This is a genomic window from Mesorhizobium sp. M0678 (genome assembly GCF_040320505.1).
Lineage (GTDB): Bacteria > Pseudomonadota > Alphaproteobacteria > Rhizobiales > Rhizobiaceae > Mesorhizobium.
On sequence record NZ_JAMYPT010000027.1, the window covers coordinates 31520 to 50752 of the forward strand.

Here is a 19233-nt window from a genome sequence, read left to right on the forward strand (position 1 = left end):
GGCGAGCCCCGGTCATGAAGACGACGGACAAGGCGGCACTGGACGACTGGTACGCGGTGGAGACGGCGGCCGATCTAGGTGGCGCGCCAAGCCGCACGCGGCTGCTCGGACAGGACATCGAACTGGTCCGTGACGCCGCGGGCGCAATTACCGTCCGGGAGGTCCTGGACGACGGCGGCCGCGGCCCCGCGCTGCCCGTCCGGCAGCGCTACGGCTGCGTCTGGACCACGCTGGGCGAGCCCGGGAAGGAAATCTTCGAGATCGCCGAGGCATCGGAGCCCGACCGGCGCTACGTGCCCTGCGGCTGGGTGATGATGCGGGCTTCGGGTTTGCGTGTCGTGGAGAACTTCCTCGACATGGCGCATTTCCCCTTCGTGCATACCGACATTCTCGGCTCGGAGCCGCACACGGAGGTGCCGGCCTATCTGAGCGAGATCCGTCGCGACGTGGACGAGGTCTGGGCGACCAACTGCACGTTCTTCCAGCCGCGCATCGCCGCCACGGAAAGCTCCGGCGCGTTCGTGCATCTGACCTTTCGCGTGCCGAGCCCATTCGTGGTGATGCTCTATCGCGTGTGCCCCATGGCGCCGGACCGGCTCGACGCGATCGCGCTGTTCATTCAGCCCATCGAGGAAGACCTCTGCCGCGCCCAGCCGGTCATGTATCTGGTCGACTCCGCTTCGACGCAGACGGCGCTGCTCAACTTCGAACAGGTCATCTTCCTGCAGGACCGGATCATCGTGGAGAACCAGCGGCCGCTGCGCCTTCCGCTCGAGCCGCGGATGGAAATCCCGACCCGCGCCGACGGGTCCTCCATCGCCTACCGCCGCTGGCTGAAGGAAAGGGGCATCCGTTTCGGCACGGCCGCCGGAGCCACATGACCGAGCCGGGTCTCCAGGTGCTTCGCCCGATCTCCGTTGCCGAGGCGCTGTCATTGGCAGGCGAGGGCGCGTCGCAACTGGTCGCCGGGGGCACGGCGCTGCAACTCGGCTGGGCGAAGGGCCTGCCAAAGCCGCGGCGCCTTGTCAGTATCGGCCGTATCGCTGGCCTGAAGGGCATCCAGCCGGCCGGCGACGGCTTCCGCATCGGCGCACTGACGTCCCTGGGTGCCTTGGAGCGTGACCGGGCGATAGGCGAGACTTTGCCGCTGCTCGCAGCCGCCGTCCGCGCCACGGCGGGACCCGCCGTCCGCAATCTCGGAACGCTGGGCGGCAACGTCGCGGGGCGCACGGGTTGCCTTCTGCCGGCCCTGCTCGCGATCGACGCGAAGCTGGAGATCGTCTCACCGGCTGGGCGCGCCGTCGTGCCGCTCGCGCAATGGTTGGCCGACGCATCGTCAGCGGGCCTCATTGAGACGGTCATTGTTCCACAGCAGCCAACCGCCGCTCGCTGGACCCATCGCAAAGTCGGCCTGCGCGCCGCCTTCACCCCAAGCGTGGCCGGTGTCGCCGGGTTGATCGAAACGGCGGACGATCGTGTCACGATCGCGCGGCTCGCGGCCAGCGGCGGCGGGGAAGCAGCCCGTCTCGGCCACGCCGAAGCGCTGCTCATCGGCCGGCGCCTCCAAGAGATCGATTGGGCCGAGCTGCACGCCGCAATTCTCGAAGGGGCGCCGGCGATCGACGATTCGTGGCGGTCCGGCCGTTATCGGCGCAGTGTCGCGGCGAATGCGCTGGTCTTCGGGCTCGGCGGCAAGTTGTCCCAAGGAGCACATTCGCCGCGCCGGCGGACCGTGCCGTCCGGAAAGCCGCCTGCCGAGGTTCTTGTGTCCCGGTCGCAAACCGGCTCGCGCTGGTACCAGCGGCCGGACGGCGCGCCGAAAATCGCCGGCCGGCTCGAATACCTGACCGACCATCGCGAGCCCGGTATGCTGGTCGGGCGCATTCGGCGCGCTGGCATTCCCCATGCAAGGATCGTTTCCATCGATACGAGCGCGGCCGAGGCGCTGCCAGGCGTCGCGGCGGTTGTCACGCACCGCGACATTGCCGGCAGCAATGCCTTCGGCATTGTCGTGCAGGATCAGCCTGCACTGTGCTTCGACAAGGTCCGCTATTTCGGCGACGCTGTTGCTGCCGTTGCCGCTGTTGACATGAAGATGGCCGAACGCGCGCTTGCTCTCGTCAGCGTCGAATACGAGCCGCTGCCAATTGTGAGCGATCCCCTACAGGCGCTCGCTGCTGGAGCGGAGCTGGTCCACGCCTCCGGCAATCTGCAGTGCAGCTTCGAGTTCACGCGCGGCGATGCCGCCGCGACTTTTGCCAAGGCAGCTCATATCGTCGAGGCTGTCTACGAAACGCCGAGCCAGATGCACGGCTTTATGGAGACGGAGGGCGGCTACGCTTTCGTCGGTACGGATGGTACCCTGAACGTCTTTGCCGGTGGGCAACATGGCCGCCGCGACCGCATGCAGCTCTCGCGCATCCTCGGTATGCCGCAAGAGCAGATACGGGTGGTCACCAGCCCGGCTGGCGGCGCTTTCGGCGGCAAGGACGAGCTGACCGTGCAGCCGGCCCTGGCCCTGCTGGCGCTGAAGACCGGACGCGCCGTGCGGCTGCATCTCGACCGGGCGGAATCCGTCATCGCGGGTACCAAGCGCAATGCCATGCACATCCATATGCGCACCGCCTGCGACGCCGAGGGTCGACTGCTCGCCCAGCAGGTGGATGTGATCGCGGATGCCGGCGCCTACGCGTCGCTCGGTCCGGGCGTGCTTGAGACGGCGCTCGAACACGCCTGCGGGCCATATGTCGTTCCCAACGTCCTCAGCTCGGGCAGGCTCGCCTACACCAATAACGGCGTCCGCGGCGCGTTTCGTGGCTTCGGTGCCAACCAGATGGCCTTCGCGGTAGAGTGCCAGCTGGACCGGCTGGCCGAAGCCGCCGGCATCGACATTATCGAGATACGGCGCCGCAATTTGCGCGAGCCTGGCACGCGAGGCCATCTCGGCCAGCAGGTCGCGCCGTCCGAACGTCTGGCCGAGATGCTGCAAGCCGCCGCTGCTGACCCGATCTGGGCCAAGCCGCGTGGTCCGTCGTTCGACGGCTATGAGACGATCGGCGTCGGCATGGCGATGAACTATCAAGGCAACGGACTAGGCACGCTGCCGCCGGACCCGGCCGGAGGCGCGTTGCGCCTGGCTCCGGATGGCATGATCGAAGCGCTCTATGGCCTGGACGAGATGGGACAAGGCCTGCTCACCTCGGTGAAGGCCGCGGTCGCCGGAGCGCTCGGCTGCGGCCGCGACGATGTCCGGCCGGTCACCGGTGATACGGCGGCGACGCCCGAATCCGGTTCCTCTACCGCCTCGCGCGGCACTCACGTGGTTTGGCGGGTCGCGGCAGTCGCCGCACCACCTTTTACGCGCGACCTGCTGGCAGCAGCGGGCCAGCTGCTTTGCCGCGAAGCCGGGACGCTGGCGCTGGCACCCGGCGGTATCGTCGAGCGACATTCCAACAGCGGCTCACTGCTCATGAGTTTCGCCGAGCTTGCCGAGGCGTTGCCTCCCGACCGGCTGCCAGCTGCTGCCGTCAGCTTCGAGTTTCCGAAATCGGACTATCTGGAAGGCAATGCACGCCTGATCTTCGCCTTCGGCGCGACACTGGCGCGCGTTGCCGTGAGCCGCATCACTGGGCAGGTACGTGTGCTCGACCTCCATCAGCACACCGCGGCCGGACCGATGCTCGATGCCGCCGCCTATCTCGGCCAGATCGAAGGCGGCGGCGTCCAGGGGCTGGGCTTCACCCTCACTGAGGACGCGGCGATGCGGGATGGCCGGTATCTTGCCGGCAACCTCGATTTCTACATGCTGCCAGGCATTGCCGACACGCCGGAAAGCCTCGCGACCTTCGCGTTGGAGGATCTGGACGAGGACGACCCGTTCGGTCCGCGCGGAGTTGGTGAGCTTGGCATTGGCGCCGTGACGCCAGCCATCGTCAACGCGATTGCGGACGCCACAGGAGCTTGGCCCGAGCGCATCCCGGTCGATCCTGAATGGGTACTCGACGCCCTGCGGAGGAGTGCAGCGTGAGTGCCGAGATCGAGATTACCTTTAACCTCAACGGCTGCCGCCGGGCGCTGGCCGTGCCTTCCGAGTTACGCCTGATCGACCTGCTGCGCGACCATTTCGGCATGACTGCCGCCAAGATGGCTTGCGGCATCGGCCGCTGCGGCGCTTGTTTCGTGCTGATGGACGATCGCGCGGTCAATAGTTGTCTGCTCATGTCGTGGCAGCTCGACGGGGCCACCATCATCACGCCGGAAGGTTTCGACGACCTTCCCGAAGCCATTGTCCTGCGCGAGGCTCTGGCGACGGAAAACGCCTTCCAGTGCGGCTACTGCGCACCCGGCATCACTGTTGCGCTGACCGCTCTGCTGCTGGAGAATCCGGCTCCAGACGAGTCTCAGATCCGCGCCGCGCTCGAAGGCAATATCTGCCGCTGTACCGGCTATCATTCCATCATCCGCGGTGCTCTCGCGGCGGTCGAGGCGCTCGCTTGCGGGGTACGGACATGACGGTCATCATTCGAAACGGTGCAGCCAGGCATGCAGGCGTCAAGGCGTTCCTGGCCAAACCCAGAATGCGGCACCTGATCGGCGGCGGCTGGTGCGACGCCAGCGATGGCGCAACCTTGCCCGCGACCGATCCTGCGAATGGCGACACGCTCGCGCTGCTGGCGCAAGGCACAGCCGATGACGCCGGGCGCGCCGTTGCTGCGGCGCGTGCTGCTTTCGAAGGCGCGAGCTGGCGCGACATGACACCGTCGGCACGCGGCAAGCTGCTATGGCGCATCGCCGACCTGATCGAGCGCCATGCCGATGAGCTTGCGGAGATCGAGACGCTCGACCAGGGAAAGTCGCTGAAGACTTCGCGCTTCGCGGAGGTTCCGGCTTCGGCTGAGCAGTTCCGCTATTTTGCCGGTTTTGCCACGAAAATCCTCGGTACGACAATTCCCACCTCCATCGGCCATCAGCCGGCAGGCAGGAAGATTTTCGCCTATACGGTGCGCGAGCCGATCGGTGTTGTGGCGGCCATAACGCCATGGAATTCGCCGCTGCTCATGGCCTCGATGAAGCTCGCCCCGGCGCTTGCGGCCGGCTGTGCGATCGTGCTCAAGCCGGCTGAGGAAACGTCGCTCAGCGCGCTGCGGCTTGGTGAACTGATGATCGAAGCCGGCTTGCCGGACGGCGTCGTCAACATCGTGACCGGTCTCGGTGAAACCGTGGGCGCAGCATTGGCTGCAGATCCCGATGTCGATAAGGTCGCCTTCACCGGCTCGACGGAAGTCGGAAAGATGATCGTCTCCGCAGCGCGCGGCAATCTGAAGAAGCTGACGCTCGAGCTGGGCGGCAAGTCGCCGGCCATCATCATGCCCGATGCGGACATGGGGCTCGCAATCCCCGGAGTGGCGCGGGGGATCTTCGCCAATGCGGGCCAGGTCTGTGTCGCCGGCTCGCGTGTCTATGCGCATCGCTCGATCTACGACCGTCTGGTGGAGGGCCTGGCAGGGGAGGCGCGAAAGCTGCGTCTCGGACACGGGCTTGACCCGGATACCGACCTTGGTCCGCTGGTCAACGGAACCCAGGCTGCGCGCGTCGCCTTCTACGTCGGCGATGGTGCTTCCAGCGGCGCCGAGATCATCGCCGGCGGCCGGCGCTTCGATAACTTCTTCGAGCCGACCGTGGTTACCGGCGTGCGCCCGGACATGCGCATGATGCGCGAGGAAATCTTCGGCCCGGTCGTTGCCGTGACACCGTTCGACGATGTCGCGGAGGCGATAAACCTTGCGAACGACTCGCCCTACGGCCTCGCCGCAAGCGTCTGGACCCGCGACCTTTCCACTGCGCATCGCCTTGCCGCACGTATGCGGTCGGGCACCGTCTGGATCAATTGCCATTCCTACTTCTCGCCGGAATTGCCGAAGGGCGGCCACAAGCAATCCGGTTGGGGCTATGAGAACGGCGCACCGGGCCTGGGGAACTATCTCGAGACGAAAACGGTCTGCGCGGTGATTTAGCCGCGCGTTTGTCTCGATGTTGGCGGATCGGCGGCTGAGAACCCTTCCTTTGGTTGGCAAGGATTGGTCGAAAAATGCCCCGGGATCGGCGCGACGCTCCAAGGGGCCAGTTCCGCTGACGGCGCTGGTCCACATTGACGTTGCGCTTGACTTGTCCACATTTCCTATAATAAATCATACATATTGCCATGAAAAAAGACGGCAGGTCTGGGAGGACCAATGAAAATCACGGCCATCAAGGCGCGCGTCTGCAATGCGGAAATGCGCAACTGGGTCTTCGTCCGGGTCGAAACCGACGAGCCAGGCCTGTTTGGCTGGGGTGAGGCAACGCTGGAATGGAAGACCAGAGCCGTCGTTGGGGCGCTTCAGGACCTTGAGGCCCTGCTCATCGGGCAAGATCCGCGCAACGTGGAGCAGTGCTACCAGATACTTACGCGCCACGGATTTTGGCGTCTCGGCGTCGAGGGAATGTCCGCCGTCAGCGGCATCGAGATCGCGCTCTGGGACATCCTGGGCAAGTCATTGGGCGTCCCCGTCTGGCGCCTTTTGGGCGGTCAGGTCCGCGACTATCTGCGCACCTATACGCATCTCGGCCTCGGGGACATGAAAGCGGTCTATGAGACCGGATCCGCGGATGCCATCGTGGAACGCGGACGCATCGTGACGCAGGCAGGCTACGATGCGGTCAAGGTCGTCTGCATTCCCTACACCCACTACGTATCGCCCGCCAAGGCAGTCGACTCCGTTGCCAATATGGTTGGCTCACTTCGCGAGGCGGTAGGCCCGGATATCGACATCATGGTCGATTTCCACGGACGCCCTGCATCCGTTAACGCAGCGATGGATTACCTCAAGGCAATCGAGCCGGCCCGCATCATGTTCGCGGAAGAGCCCGTTCCACCCGAAGATATTGCCGGACTGGCGCATATTGCGGCGCGATCGGCCGTGCCGATCGCGTCTGGCGAACGGCTGATCGGGCGCCGCGAATTCACGCACTCGATCGCAGCCCGCGCCTTCAACATTGCCCAGCCTGATATCTGCCACACTGGCGGTCTGCTCGAGACAAAGAAGATCGCGGCCATGGCGGAAACGGCAGGTATCGGCCTTGCGCCGCACAACCCGCTTGGTCCGATCGCCGGTGTGGCTGCTCTTCATTTCGGCATATCGACGCCAAACGTCGTCATTCAGGAGGAGATGTCCGGTGCCGTCGCCTGGTACGACGACGTCGTCACCTGGCCAATTCAGCGTAAACCAGGCCGCTGGGACCTGCCCGAACTGCCGGGCCTTGGCGTCACCGTCAATGAGGACGTCATCGCGCGTCACCCCTTTAAGCAGGAAGTGCTGCATGCCCGCAATGCCGTCATGCCGGACGGCACCGTGGTTGACTGGTGAATGCAATGGCAGGCCGGCTGCAAGGAAAGATCGCAATCGTCACGGGCGCCGGCCAAGGTATCGGTGCCGCCACCGCCCGCGCCTTTGCAACACATAGGGCAAAGACCGTCATTGCTGAACTGAATGCGGCAAGCGGGAAAGCGGTCGCCGACGAATTGCGTGCCCAGGGCGCGGACGCCCTGTTCATCGAGACGGACGTCACCGACGCATCCGCAGTCGCGGACATGATCGCGCGGACGATCACGGCCTATGGCGGCGTCGACATTCTGGTCAACAATGCCGGTGCCAACGTCTTCTACGAACCATTGATGATGCCGGATGAGGAATGGGAGCGCTGCCTCAAGCTCGACCTCCAGGCCGCGTGGTTCTGCGCCAAGGCGGTTTTGCCGACGATGCTGGCGAAGGGCTCGGGGTCCATCGTCAACATAGCGAGCTGTCACGCCTTCCAGATCATTCCCCATACGTTTCCGTATCCGGTCGCCAAGCATGCACTTTTGGGCCTGACCCGTTCGCTGGCGATCGAATATGCCGCACGCGGTATCCGGGTGAACGCGATCGCCCCCGGCTATATCGAGACGCCAATCGCGGAAGCCTACTGGAACACATTCCCGAACCCCGCCGAGGAGAAGCGGCGAGCCTACGACCTCCATCCGCCCAAGCGAATTGGCCGGCCGGACGAGGTTGCAATGACGGCGGTTTTCCTCGCTTCGGACGAAGCGCCGTTCATAAATGCCGAGACGATCACCATCGATGGTGGGCGCTCGGTTCTCTACCACGACTAGCAACCACCATAGAGCTCTCAGGGAGGATATTCATGAAAACCACAACAAAGGCTTTGGCGACATTTGCGGTATTGGCTGCCGGACTGATGAGTGGCACAGCAAGCGCAGACGACATCAAGATCGGCTACATCAACAAGATGGGAGACCACCCATGGTTCGTCGCCGAAGTCGGCGGCGCCAAGAAAGCGGCTGAGGCGGCAGGGGCCGCGTTCGTGTCGCAGGACGTTCAGTTCGACGCCAATTTGACGATCACGACCTTCGATACGATGGTCGGCGATGGCGTGAAAGGCATCGCCATCGTTGTCCCCGACAAGGCGCTGGGACCAGTCATTGCCGAGAAAGCAAAGGCCGCAAAAATTCCCTTGGTGGCGGTGGACGACGACATCTACTACCAGGATGGCACCCAGGTCCCCTATGTCGGCATGAATGCTTACAATATCGGTGCGCGGGTGGGCGAAGAGCTTGCCAAGCTCTACAAGGCTGAAGGCTGGGCGGGCAAAGAGGTGCGCATCGCCTCGATCGAGGACCGCAAGGCCGATACCTGCATGCAGCGCAACAAGGGCGCGGAAGAAGCGTTCCTGAAGGCGGTGCCCGATTTCAAGCCGGGCAGCATCGTTCGCGTCCCCTACGACAATACGATGGTCAACGCCATCGATGTGATGACCACCACATTGACGGCCAATCCCAGCGTCACGAACTGGATATTCTATTCATGCAACGATGACGGCGTGCTGGGTGGTGCGCGAGCACTGGAGAATGCCGGCTATTCCGCAGACCAGGGCATGGGGATCGGCATCGACGGGAGCCGCGCCTGCGATGCCTTCGGATCCGGAAAGCCCTCGGCGTTCCGTGGTACGATGTGGCTCAATTCGGAAAATCATGGCGCGCTGGCGGTGAAGATTCTCTTGGCCTCCATCAAGGACGGAACGAAGCTTCCCGTTCAATCCTTCACCGACCCGGAATACATCACCGCCGACAATTTTGCGTCGGACTACAAAGCCAAGCTCTGCCACTGAACCAGATATGCGTCATGCGCCGCAGTGCGCATGACGCTCGCCGGCAGTTCGTCGGCGGGCACACGGGATCGATCCTCGGGAGTGAGCTTTTGATGCAATCGGATTTCTTCTCGCTCGACAGGATATCGAAGCGCTTCGGCGTCGTGCAGGCGCTCGACAATGTCTCGATTGCCTTTCGGCCAGGAGAGGTGCTTGCCCTGGTTGGCGAGAATGGCGCCGGCAAGTCGACAATGATGCGAATTCTCGAGGGCGTGTTCGCACCGGACACCGGCACCGTGCTGCATGGCTCCACGCCGATCGTTTTCAGCGAACCGCGCGACAGCCACAGAGCCGGAATACGCGTCATCCATCAGGAGCCGGAGATCGTTCCGAACCTGACCGTGGCCGAGAACATTTTCGTCGGCGAACTGCCGCGGCTGGCAGGCGTCCTGCTCGACTGGCACAGGCTCGAGGACCAGACCGATAAGGTGCTTGCGACCTTCGGCATGCAGCAGGATATGCTGCCGCGTCAACTCTGCAGCACACTCGGTCCGGCACAGCGCCAGATGATCGAAATCATGCGCGCCATACGTGCTGGCGGCCGGCTGATCGCATTCGATGAGCCGACCTCGTCACTGACCGACGACGAAGCGCGCCGTCTGTTTTCAGTAATTCGCCGGCTGCGCGGCGAGGGCACTTCGATCGTCTACATCTCTCACAGGCTGAATGAGGTCATCGACCTTGCGGATCGCATTGTCGTCTTGCGGGACGGCCGGCTGGTCGATGATTCCCCCGCTGCCGGTGCCAGCGAGCAGACCATAGCCAAGCTCATGGTGGGCCGCGACATAGCCGATCTGTTTACGCGCGAGACGTGGCAATCGGGGCAACCGTTGCTGGAGGTGACGGGCCTGACCACCGACCACGTCACCGATGTGAGCCTCAAGGTCCGCCGTGGCGAGGTGCTCGGCATTGCCGGCCTTATGGGTGCGGGTCGATCCGAACTGGCAAAGGCGATTGTCGGCTATGATAGGCGCGTCGACGGAACCATAACGATGAATGGTGTGCCCGTTGGCCCTAACAGCCCGCATGCAGCGATCGTGGCGGGCATCGGCTTTGCCCCGGAAGACCGCAAGCACGAGGCGCTGCTGTTGTTCCGAAGCATTCTTGATAACGCCTCGCTTTGCGTGCCCGACAGAACGTCGACCTTCGGCTTCTTCAACCGGCGCAAGGCACTGGAGATCGTCTCACCGCTTGCAGCAAAGATGTCGATCAAGGCGCCTAACCTAGACGAACAGGTTTCGAAATTATCGGGTGGCAACCAACAGAAGGTCGTTCTCGCGCGCTGGCTTGCCCGGCAGCCGATGCTTCTCATCCTCGACGAGCCGACCCGCGGCATCGACATCGGCGCCAAGGCGGAAATCTATCGCCTGATCGACGAACTCGCCGCCAGCGGCATCGGCATAATCCTGATTTCCTCGGAAATGCCGGAACTGATCGGGCTGGCCGACAGGGTGCTTGTTATGGCTGGAGGCCGGATCACGGCCGAACTTTCCCGCCCTGACATCGACGAGGCCACGATCCTGAGACATGCCATGCCTCAATCTGCAGCATCGCTTGGAGGACAAATTCAGTGAACAGCCTTGAGCTCAGGACAGCAACAACGCAAACCGGCAAAAGGCGCGCTTCCTTGCGCATCGCAGAGCGCATCGGCATTCACAACATAAGCCTTCTTATTGCTCTCGCCATTCTCGTGCTCATTTTCGGCACCCTGAGAGGCGACGTGTTCTTCTCCAGCCGAAACCTGCTGAACATCGGTCTAGGCATTACCATCCTGGGCGTTCTGGCGATGAGCCAGACCGTGGTTATTGTCGCCGGAGGGCTCGATATTGCCGTCGGCGCAATTGTCGGTTTGACCACAGTATCGACGGCAATGGCCATCCAGGCCACCGGATCACCTGCCGCGGGCATTCTTGCCGGCCTGGTCCTGGGCGGTCTTGCCGGCCTCGTGAACGGCATCATCATCACCTATGGGCGGGTCAACGCTGTCATCGCGACTCTCGGTACGATGGCGATCTTCCGCGGCATCGCGTTCATCATGTCCGATGGGCAATCGATCGCGATTTTCAGCGACACTTTCCGCTTCATCGGGATCGGACGAATCCTCGGCCTGCCTCTGCTGATCTGGATTCTCTTGCTGACCGCGATCGTGTTCCATCTCTTCCTTGCCCGCTCGATCGTTGGCCGCAACATCTATGCCCTGGGCGGCAATCCCGTTGTCGCACGCTTCTCCGGCATCAACATCAACCGCTACCGCGTCGGCATCTACATCATGAGTGGAGTGGCGGCCGGATTGGCCGGGATTCTGTTGCTGCCCGTACCGGCTCCGGGCAGCCCGTATCCGGATCCCAAGGCCTGGAACTCGAGGCCATCACAGCGGCCGTTCTTGGTGGCTGCGCCTTGCAGGGCGGCAAGGGCACGATCGTCGGCGCACTGCTGGGCGTCGCCATCATTGGCGTCCTCAACAACGGAATGATACTGACGTCCGTGCCAACCTTCTATCAGTTGCTTGCCAAGGGCTCGCTGCTGATACTTGCTGTGGTAATTGCCGAGTACCACTTGAACAGGACATGACGATGGACGCGGCGATCGCTTCGACTGGCCAAGGCAAGCAGGACATTCCTGCCGCAGATGGCACCACGTCATCGCTCAAGGATCGCATCGCCCGCGATCTCGGACAGCGCATCCTCGCCGGCTCCTACGCCCAGCACTCCGTCCTGCCGACGGAAGCCGAACTTTGCGTTATCTACGGGGCGAGCCGCACCGCGCTTCGCGATGCTCTTCTGACGCTTTCGGCGAAAGGATTGATCGAGGCACGCAAGCGGGCCGGGACGCGTGTGCGCGTGTCGAGCGAATGGAACAGGCTGGATGCACAGGTTCTGGAATGGATGCGCGATATCGAGCCCGATCTCGATTTCGTCCGCGGATTGATCGAGGCGCGGCTGGTCATTGAACCCGCTGCCGCCCAACTTGCGGCCAAGATGGCGACGTCAGGCGATCTCGCAGTCATCGAAGCGGCCTATGAAGCCATGCGCATTGCTCCGCAGGACGATCTCGCTGCGTGTCTCGATGCCGACGTCAGGTTTCATACCGCCATCCTGCGTGCCAGCCGCAACCCGGTGTTCGCCAATCTCGGCAATATGCTTGCGGCCGCCCTCAGCTTCTCCTTCCGCTTGACCACATCGGCCACCGCTAATTACCAGCAGACGCTGAGCGCGCATGGCGACGTGCTGGAGGCAATCAGGATGCGCAGGGCCGACGATGCACACGATCAGATGAAGGCGCTCATCGGGATCGCGTCGAACGACCTTCTTGCAGTGGCTCGCAAAGGCCGCCATCAACAGCCGATCGCCGCTGCCAAGGCCGATACCGCCTGAAGCGGATGGTCGGGACGATCAAGATCAGAAGCGGAGACCTGTCTGCTGAAATCGTCCCATCGCTTGGGGCAGGTCTTGCGAGACTGGACCATGGACGCGTGCCGCTCTTCAGGCCTTGGCCAAACGGCGGGAGCAGCAACCCGTTCGACCTTGCCTGCAACCTGCTTTTGCCATGGTCAAATCGCATCTCGGGCGGCGGGTTCACATTCGACTCCAAATTCCACGAACTGCCTGCCAATGTTGCAGGCGAGCCATTTCCCATTCATGGCAATGGATTTTCGAGCGAGTGGGACGTCGACAGCGTAACGCAGGACAACGCAAAGCTGTCGCTCATCAGCAACGGGCCCGGCCCATACCGATATCGCGCCGAGGTGAGCTACGCGCTGGCCGGACAGGGGCTCGAGCTGAACCTTCGCGTCGTCAATCGGGCCTCGATGAGATTGCCGTTCGGGCTTGGCATCCATCCATGGTTCCCGAGAACGGCACGAACCGCGCTTCATGCGCCGGCCTCGCAGGTTTGTCTCGAACTGGCCAACCACCTCCCTGAACGGTTTGTGGATGTCAAAACCCGTCCCGATTGGAATTTCGGCGCCCCAGTCGTATTGCCGAGTGGATGGATAAACAATCTGTTTGCCGGTTGGAACGGCGTCGCCAACATATCGTGGCCGGAGCACAGTTGCAGCCTGCGGATTGAAGCTTCATCGCCCTTGAATTTCTACCTGGTCTATTCGCCATCGGACGAGAGCGACTTCTTCTGTTTTGAACCGGTCAGTCATGCTGTCGATGCTCCCAATCGTGGTTCGATCGACAAATGGAATGGACTGTCGGTGCTTGGGCCTGGCGAGGCCCTGGCAGCCCGTTGCAGCTTCGCCGTCAGCTAGGCGGACTCCGGCGGCGCCCTCGAATTGGCGAATGTCGGCCAGCATGTCCGGTGACAACGAAGCCAGCTTTTCGTCCAAACGGAGCTTGGGAAGAGGGAACTCCGGCGACCGGGAACCCGTGAGCCCGTTCGACGTTTGCCGGATGTCGCTGCGCAGCTCGTCTGCTTGATGGCCCACCAAATGTGCCTGGCAGGATTGGATCAATGACGGATGTTGAACCAAAAGAATTCGTGCTCGCAGGCATCGTCATGAAGCGACTGGTCTCCGGCGAACAGACGGGAGGCCTGTTGAGTCTCTTCGAAAACAGAAGCGACGGGCACACGAAAACGCCAATCCATGTTCATGCGAATGACGACGAGACGGTCTACGTCATCGAAGGGCACTTGACCGCAATTGTGGACGGTGTGGTCCGAACGCTCTCGCCCGGCGGGAGCATGTTTTTGAAGCGGGGCATCCCGCACCAGCTTATGAATCCCGGCAATCAGCTCGTTCGCTATATCCTGATAGACACGCCAAGTGTGTTCGAGCAGTTTCTCGCCGAAGGTGGCCATGAACGCAGCAAGGGAGAGGTGGTCGGGTCGCCGACGCCTGCCGATATCGAGCGGCTCAAAGTAGCCGCGCCGAAGTTTGGGATTACGCTTCTGCAGGACTGGCCGGCAAGAGAGTAGATGGCTTCGTGATGGCGGCTTGGATCGCCGCTAAAGCCGGCCCTTGCCCGAGGAACCGGTATTGGCTAGCCGCCGGCAATCCAATCCGAGAGGCTGCGGGCAAAACTTCGCGGCACGATGAGTTCGCACGCGGTCTCGCCGGTGCGCAGGAAGAGCACGGGCACGTGATGGAAGGATGTTTGCACGGCGCGGCCCGGAGCGGCGGTCGGCGCGTGCCAGTCGACGGCAATGCAGCCGGACAGAAGCCTTGCGATACCAGGGCCGGCCATTTTCAAACGAACACGACCTTCCCCGAGGGGCACGGAACAGCCGAGATCGGGGTCGACGACAAGGGCTGGCGCTTCTGTGCCTTCGTCGAGAGCTAGCCAAAGGCGGCGAGGTGCAACGCGGATGGTTAAAAAGCCCTTGTGGCGAACCGTCTCTCCGACCGAAGCGGGAAGTTTCGTGTTGAGCGACGCCGAGACGCTCTTTTCGAATTGTCTCAGTGTCGCGTCCCAGCCCTCGATCTGGATAAGCGGACAATCCGCCACGGACAGGCTGAAATCCCGAGAAGAGGTCAAGCTAGCCATGCAGCCGTTCTCCCTGCGGATCGATGAATACCGGCGAGACAACGCGGGCGCGAACCGTTTCGGCCTTCATCGGATAGACCGCCACGACCTCGCTTCCTTCTGCCGCGACATCACCGGCAAGCAGGGCCAGCCCGACATAATGGCCGCGTTCGGGGCTGAAAGTGACGGAGGTGACACGACCGCGCCCATGGCCATGGGGTTTCTCATCCGGCAGGAACAGGATGGCGCCGCCGCGCAGGCGTTTTCCCTCTTCGATGCATTCCAGCCCGACCAGACGCTGCCGGTTGGGCGCCCGGAGGGCAGGGCGCCGTCGCAGGACGTCGCCGACGAAGCCGCTGCGCTTGCCGGCCATGCGGCCGAGGCCGAGATCGTCGAGCGTCGTGCGCCCATCGATCTCCGGTCCGGCGACATGGCCCTTTTCGACCCGCAGCGCGCCAAGCGCCTCGACACCGTAAGGCTTCAGGTCGAAGGGTCTGCCGGCTTCGAGCAAGCGGCTCCAGAGCTGTTCACCGGCAGTGGCGCCGACATAGACTTCGTAAGCGCGCTCGCCGGAATAACTGAGACGCAGGATGCGGAGCGCACGGCCCTCCCATTCGCTTTCGAGTAGTCCCATATGCGAAAGCGCCTCCTCGGAAACGTCGAGAGCGGGAAACGCTGCATTCAGAATCGCGCGGCTGTTAGGCCCGGCAACCGACATCGCCGCCCACTCGTCGCTGACCGAGGTAACGGCCACGCGCAAATCCGGCCAGGCCGTGTCGAGCAGGAATTCGAGACGCGACAGCACATCGGCGGCCTTGGCGGTCGAAGTGGTCATGAAGAACCGGTTTTCCGCTAGCCGCGTCGTGGTGCCGTCGTCGAAGACGATGCCGTCGTCGCGCAGCATGACGCCGTAGCGGGCGCGGCCTATCGCCAGTTTGGCAAAGCCGTTGGCATAGACGCGGTCGAGGAAGATTGCCGCATCCGGGCCCTGGACATCGATCTTGCCGAGCGTGGAGATGTCCATCAGCCCCGCGGCCTGACGCACGGTACGCATTTCGGCAACATAGGCCTCGTTCACGTCGCGGCCCGACTGCCGGTAGAAATAGGGCCGCATCCAGAGCCCGACCTCGAGCATCTCGGCGCCGTTCGCCATGTGCCCGTCGTGCATCGGCGTGCGGCGGATCGGCTTGAAATGATGGCCGACGGCGCGTCCGGCAAGCGCGCCGATCGCCACCGGCGTATAGGGCGGGCGGAAGGTCGTGGTGCCGGTCTCGGGAATCGTTGCCTTGCGCAGCGCTGCCATGGCGGCAAGTGCGGGAAAATTGCTGGTCTTGCCCTGATCGGTGCCCATGCCGAGCGTGGTGTAGCGCTTCAGGTGCTCGACCGATTCATAGCCCTCACGATGGGCGAGCTCGATATCCCCGGTCGTCACGTCCATCTGGAAATCGACGAAGGCTTTTCCACGTCCGACCGAAGGGGCTTGGCGAAGTAGCGTCGTAGCGGTCTCGCCGAGATCGAGTTTGGACGGAGCGGGCACCGGCGCCGACTTGCCGCAGGAGGCTGCCGCTTCGATGCCGGCGCGATGGCCGTCCTCGGCGGCGGCGGCGGTCGCATAGGCTCCTATCATTGCGCCGGCGCCGAACTGGCTGGCTGAAAAGGCGCCCGGCACGAAGCCGTCAATGTCGTCGCGATACACAGGTCTGACACCGAGGTGTGAGGTGAGATGCACGGTTGGCGACCAGCCGCCGGAGATGCAGACCAGGTCACAGGCGGCCGAGGATTGTCCCTCCGGCCCGTTGAGCGTTACACGTCTGACAGCATGGCCGCCGTTAAGGTCGACGATGCGCGTTGCGGCCCGTACCACCACGCCGAGCCGTGCGGCTTCCGCGGCAAGTGCTGCGGGCGGGACGGCGCGCAGATCGGCAACCGTCACCTCCGCGCCGGCTGCGGCATAGTCGAAGGCGGTGCGCCAGGCACCGTCATTGGTGGTGGCGACAATGATTTTCTTGCCCGGCAGGACGGCGAAACGGTTGAGATAGGTCCGGGCGGCCGAGGCAAGCATCACGCCGGGCCGGTCATTGTTCGAGAACACCATCGGCCGCTCGATGGCGCCGGTGGCGAAAACAATCGAGCGGGCGCGCAGCATAGTGACCGTTTGCCGGGCCTCGCCATTCGGCTTCTGATCGGTTGGATCGCGCTGTTTGACCAGTCCAAGGACATTGCCGTCATAGCTGCCGAAAGCGGTCGTCCGCTTCATCAGCGCGACGGTTTCGAAGTCCTCCAACTCGGCCTCGGCCTGCCTCAGCCATGCGGCCGCTGCGCTGTCGGACGGTTCCGCCAAAAGCTGGCCGCCAAGCAGAAAATCTTGCTCGATCAGCGCGACCCGCGCGCCGGCCGCGGCCGCTGCCCGCGCCGCCGACAATCCCGCCGGGCCGCCGCCGACAATGGCGACATCGGCGAAGGCATGACGAACCTCATAGCGGTCGGGATCCGGGCCGGTGCCGGCTCTACCCAGGCCGGCCGCCTTGCGGATGAAATGTTCGTAGAACATCCAGGCGCGGCGCGTCGGGCCCATGAAGGTCTTGTAGTAGAAGCCGGCGGACAGAAGCGGTGCCAACAGCCCGTTGACGCTTTGCACGTCGAAGGCAAGCGATGGCCAGCGGTTCTGACTCTCCACGACCATGCCGTCGGCGAGTTCCAGTGTCGCCGCCGGCAGGTTCGGCTCGCGCCTGCCGGCGCTCCCGAGCGTAACCAGCGCATTCGGCTCCTCGGGTCCGGCTGAAAAGATGCCGCGTGGACGATGATATTTGAAGCTGCGACCGACCAGGGTAACGCCGTTGGCGAGCAGCGCCGAGGCAAGCGTGTCGCCGCGATACCCAATCAGCTTGCGGCCGTCGAAGGTGAAATCTACCGGCACCTCGCGACTGATGCGGCCACCCACTGGCAGGCGTTTGCGGTTCGAACTCATGCCGGTTGTTTCCTGACAGTCGATTTCCTGGCGAAGTCGACGGATGCGATTGCGTGGTTGCGTGTGTCGCGTTCGACCACCATCCATTGGCGGCAGCCGGTCACGTGCTGCCAGAATTCGCGGTGCTGGCCGGCCGGGTTTGTCCTGATATAGACGTAACGATACCAGGCCTCTGGATCGGGATCGTCATGGGCCGGACGCGTGACCGAGGCATCGCCGCCGTAGCGGAACTCGTCATGGTCGCACGGGCCGCAGCAGGGGCATTCGATGCGCAGCATTTTGTCCCGCCTCCTATTGCAGCCAGGCGGAAGGGCCGACACCGGCCTCATCGAGCGTGTGGCCGGTGCGGAAACGATCGAGCCCGTAGGCCGCGATCAAGGGATGCGGCTTGCCGGTGGCGATCGTGTGGGCGAAGCACCAGCCGGAAGCCGGCGTCGCCTTGAAGCCCCCATAGCACCAGCCGCCATTGAGATAGAGGCCGTCGATCGGCGTCGGGCAGATGATCGGGCTGGCATCGGGAGTCATGTCCATGACGCCGCCCCAGTGGCGCAGCAGGCGGACGCGCGAAATACACGGCATCAATGCAATCGCCGCCTCCGCCACCTCGCGAACGACGCCGAGATTGCCGCGCTGGGCGTATGAATTGTAGCCGTCGAGATTGCCGCCGAAGACCAACCCGCCCTTGTCGGACTGGCTGACGTAGAAATGGTCGGCGCCGTAAGCGACGACGTGATCTACCAGCGGCTTCAGCGGTTCGGTGACAAAGGCTTGCAGGACGTGGCTTTCGATCGGCAGTTCAAGGCCGGCCTTGGCACCGAGCACGGATGTGTGACCGGCAACAGCGAGGCCGACCTTGCCGGCGCCGATCCGGCCTTTCGTCGTTTCGACGCCGACGATACTGTCGCGGTCGCGGAGGAAGCCGGTCACTTCGCAGTTCTGGATGATGTCGACGCCATGGCCGTCGGCGGCGCGCGCATAGCCCCAGGCGACGGCGTCGTGGCGCGCCGTGCCCGCCCGGCCCTGGAAGATAGCGCCATGGATCGGAAAGCGGGCGGTGTCGGAAAAATCGAGATAGGGCACGAGACGGCGCACCTCGTCGCGGTCGAGGATATCGGCATCAATGCCATTCAGCCGCATGACATTGGCGCGGTGGCTGAAGCCGTCGAGCTGATCGGCCGAATGCGCCGTGACGAGCTGGCCGCGCTGCGAGAACATGACGTTGAAGTTCAGCGCCCGCGACATGCCCTCCCAGAGCTTCATCGAGAATTCGTAGAACTGGGTGTTGCCGTCGAGCAGGTAGTTGGAGCGGATGACGGTGGTGTTGCGGCCGACATTGCCGCCGCCGACATAGCCCTTTTCGAGCACGGCGACGTTACGGATGCCGTGGTTCTCGGCGAGGTAGAAGGCGGTGGCGAGGCCGTGTCCGCCGCCGCCGATGACGATCACATCATAGGACGGTTTTGGCTCCGCCGCACGCCAGGCGCGCTGCCAATTCTTCTGGCCGGACAGCGCGTTGCGTAAGATCGAAAATGCCGAGTAGCGCGCCATGTG

General features: G+C 63.5%; 15 protein-coding genes and 1 pseudogene. 12 read left to right on the forward strand and 4 right to left on the reverse strand.

Features of this window, described 5'->3' with window-relative positions:
• Positions 1-14: 14 nt before the first annotated feature.
• The 12 genes and pseudogenes from NKI29_RS29265 (at position 15) to NKI29_RS29320 (ending at position 14166) form a co-directional block, all read left to right on the forward strand.
• Positions 15-881, forward strand: a complete 867-nt coding sequence (locus NKI29_RS29265; RefSeq protein ID WP_352798181.1) for an aromatic ring-hydroxylating dioxygenase subunit alpha — start codon at positions 15-17, stop codon at positions 879-881.
• A complete protein-coding gene (locus tag NKI29_RS29270; RefSeq protein WP_352798184.1) occupies positions 878-4027 on the forward strand; it encodes a molybdopterin cofactor-binding domain-containing protein in 3150 nt (1049 codons plus the stop codon). The genes NKI29_RS29265 and NKI29_RS29270 overlap by 4 nt, the downstream gene beginning before the upstream one ends.
• Positions 4024-4512: a (2Fe-2S)-binding protein gene (locus tag NKI29_RS29275; RefSeq protein ID WP_352571175.1), complete on the forward strand. Its 489-nt coding sequence runs from the start codon at positions 4024-4026 to the stop codon at positions 4510-4512. The genes NKI29_RS29270 and NKI29_RS29275 overlap by 4 nt, the downstream gene beginning before the upstream one ends.
• Positions 4509-6014, forward strand: a complete 1506-nt coding sequence (locus NKI29_RS29280) for an aldehyde dehydrogenase family protein (RefSeq protein WP_352798187.1) — start codon at positions 4509-4511, stop codon at positions 6012-6014. Before NKI29_RS29275 ends, NKI29_RS29280 begins: the two co-directional genes overlap by 4 nt.
• A 219-nt stretch (positions 6015-6233) precedes the next feature.
• On the forward strand, positions 6234-7406 hold the full coding sequence (gene dgoD / locus NKI29_RS29285) for a galactonate dehydratase (protein WP_352692141.1): 1173 nt from the start codon (positions 6234-6236) through the stop codon (positions 7404-7406).
• Between the two features lie 5 nt (positions 7407-7411).
• Positions 7412-8188, forward strand: a complete 777-nt coding sequence (locus tag NKI29_RS29290) for an SDR family oxidoreductase (protein ID WP_352798189.1) — start codon at positions 7412-7414, stop codon at positions 8186-8188.
• A gap of 32 nt (positions 8189-8220) precedes the next feature.
• A complete protein-coding gene (locus NKI29_RS29295) occupies positions 8221-9204 on the forward strand; it encodes a substrate-binding domain-containing protein (protein WP_352571183.1) in 984 nt (327 codons plus the stop codon).
• Between the two features lie 14 nt (positions 9205-9218).
• Complete coding sequence (locus NKI29_RS29300) at positions 9219-10817, forward strand: sugar ABC transporter ATP-binding protein (protein ID WP_352798192.1); 1599 nt, start codon at positions 9219-9221, stop codon at positions 10815-10817.
• 212 nt (positions 10818-11029) lie between these two features.
• Positions 11030-11814 (forward strand): annotated as a pseudogene (locus NKI29_RS29305) (ABC transporter permease).
• 2 nt (positions 11815-11816) lie between these two features.
• Entirely contained in the window at positions 11817-12617 is an 801-nt protein-coding gene (locus NKI29_RS29310; protein WP_352571188.1) for a FadR/GntR family transcriptional regulator, read from the forward strand.
• A 5-nt stretch (positions 12618-12622) separates the two neighbouring features.
• Positions 12623-13498 carry an aldose 1-epimerase gene (locus tag NKI29_RS29315; protein ID WP_352756908.1) on the forward strand — a complete coding sequence of 292 codons (876 nt, stop codon included), beginning with the start codon at positions 12623-12625 and terminating at the stop codon, positions 13496-13498.
• A gap of 203 nt (positions 13499-13701) precedes the next feature.
• A complete protein-coding gene (locus NKI29_RS29320; protein WP_352756910.1) occupies positions 13702-14166 on the forward strand; it encodes a cupin domain-containing protein in 465 nt (154 codons plus the stop codon).
• Between the two features lie 65 nt (positions 14167-14231).
• Here the strand turns inward: NKI29_RS29320 and NKI29_RS29325 are convergent, their stop codons facing one another.
• From NKI29_RS29325 to NKI29_RS29340, 4 genes are read right to left on the reverse strand one after another with little or no spacing between them, the layout of a single operon-like run.
• A complete protein-coding gene (locus NKI29_RS29325) occupies positions 14232-14735 on the reverse strand; it encodes a sarcosine oxidase subunit gamma family protein (RefSeq protein ID WP_352798194.1) in 504 nt (167 codons plus the stop codon).
• The gene (locus NKI29_RS29330; protein WP_352798196.1) at positions 14728-17682 is read right to left on the reverse strand and encodes a sarcosine oxidase subunit alpha family protein; all 2955 of its coding nucleotides are present in this window, start codon (positions 17680-17682) and stop codon (positions 14728-14730) included. The genes NKI29_RS29325 and NKI29_RS29330 overlap by 8 nt, the downstream gene beginning before the upstream one ends.
• Complete coding sequence (locus NKI29_RS29335; protein WP_352798198.1) at positions 17679-17960, reverse strand: sarcosine oxidase subunit delta; 282 nt, start codon at positions 17958-17960, stop codon at positions 17679-17681. The genes NKI29_RS29330 and NKI29_RS29335 overlap by 4 nt, the downstream gene beginning before the upstream one ends.
• Before the next feature lie 13 nt (positions 17961-17973).
• Complete coding sequence (locus NKI29_RS29340; RefSeq protein WP_352798201.1) at positions 17974-19230, reverse strand: sarcosine oxidase subunit beta family protein; 1257 nt, start codon at positions 19228-19230, stop codon at positions 17974-17976.
• Positions 19231-19233 lie beyond the last annotated feature (3 nt).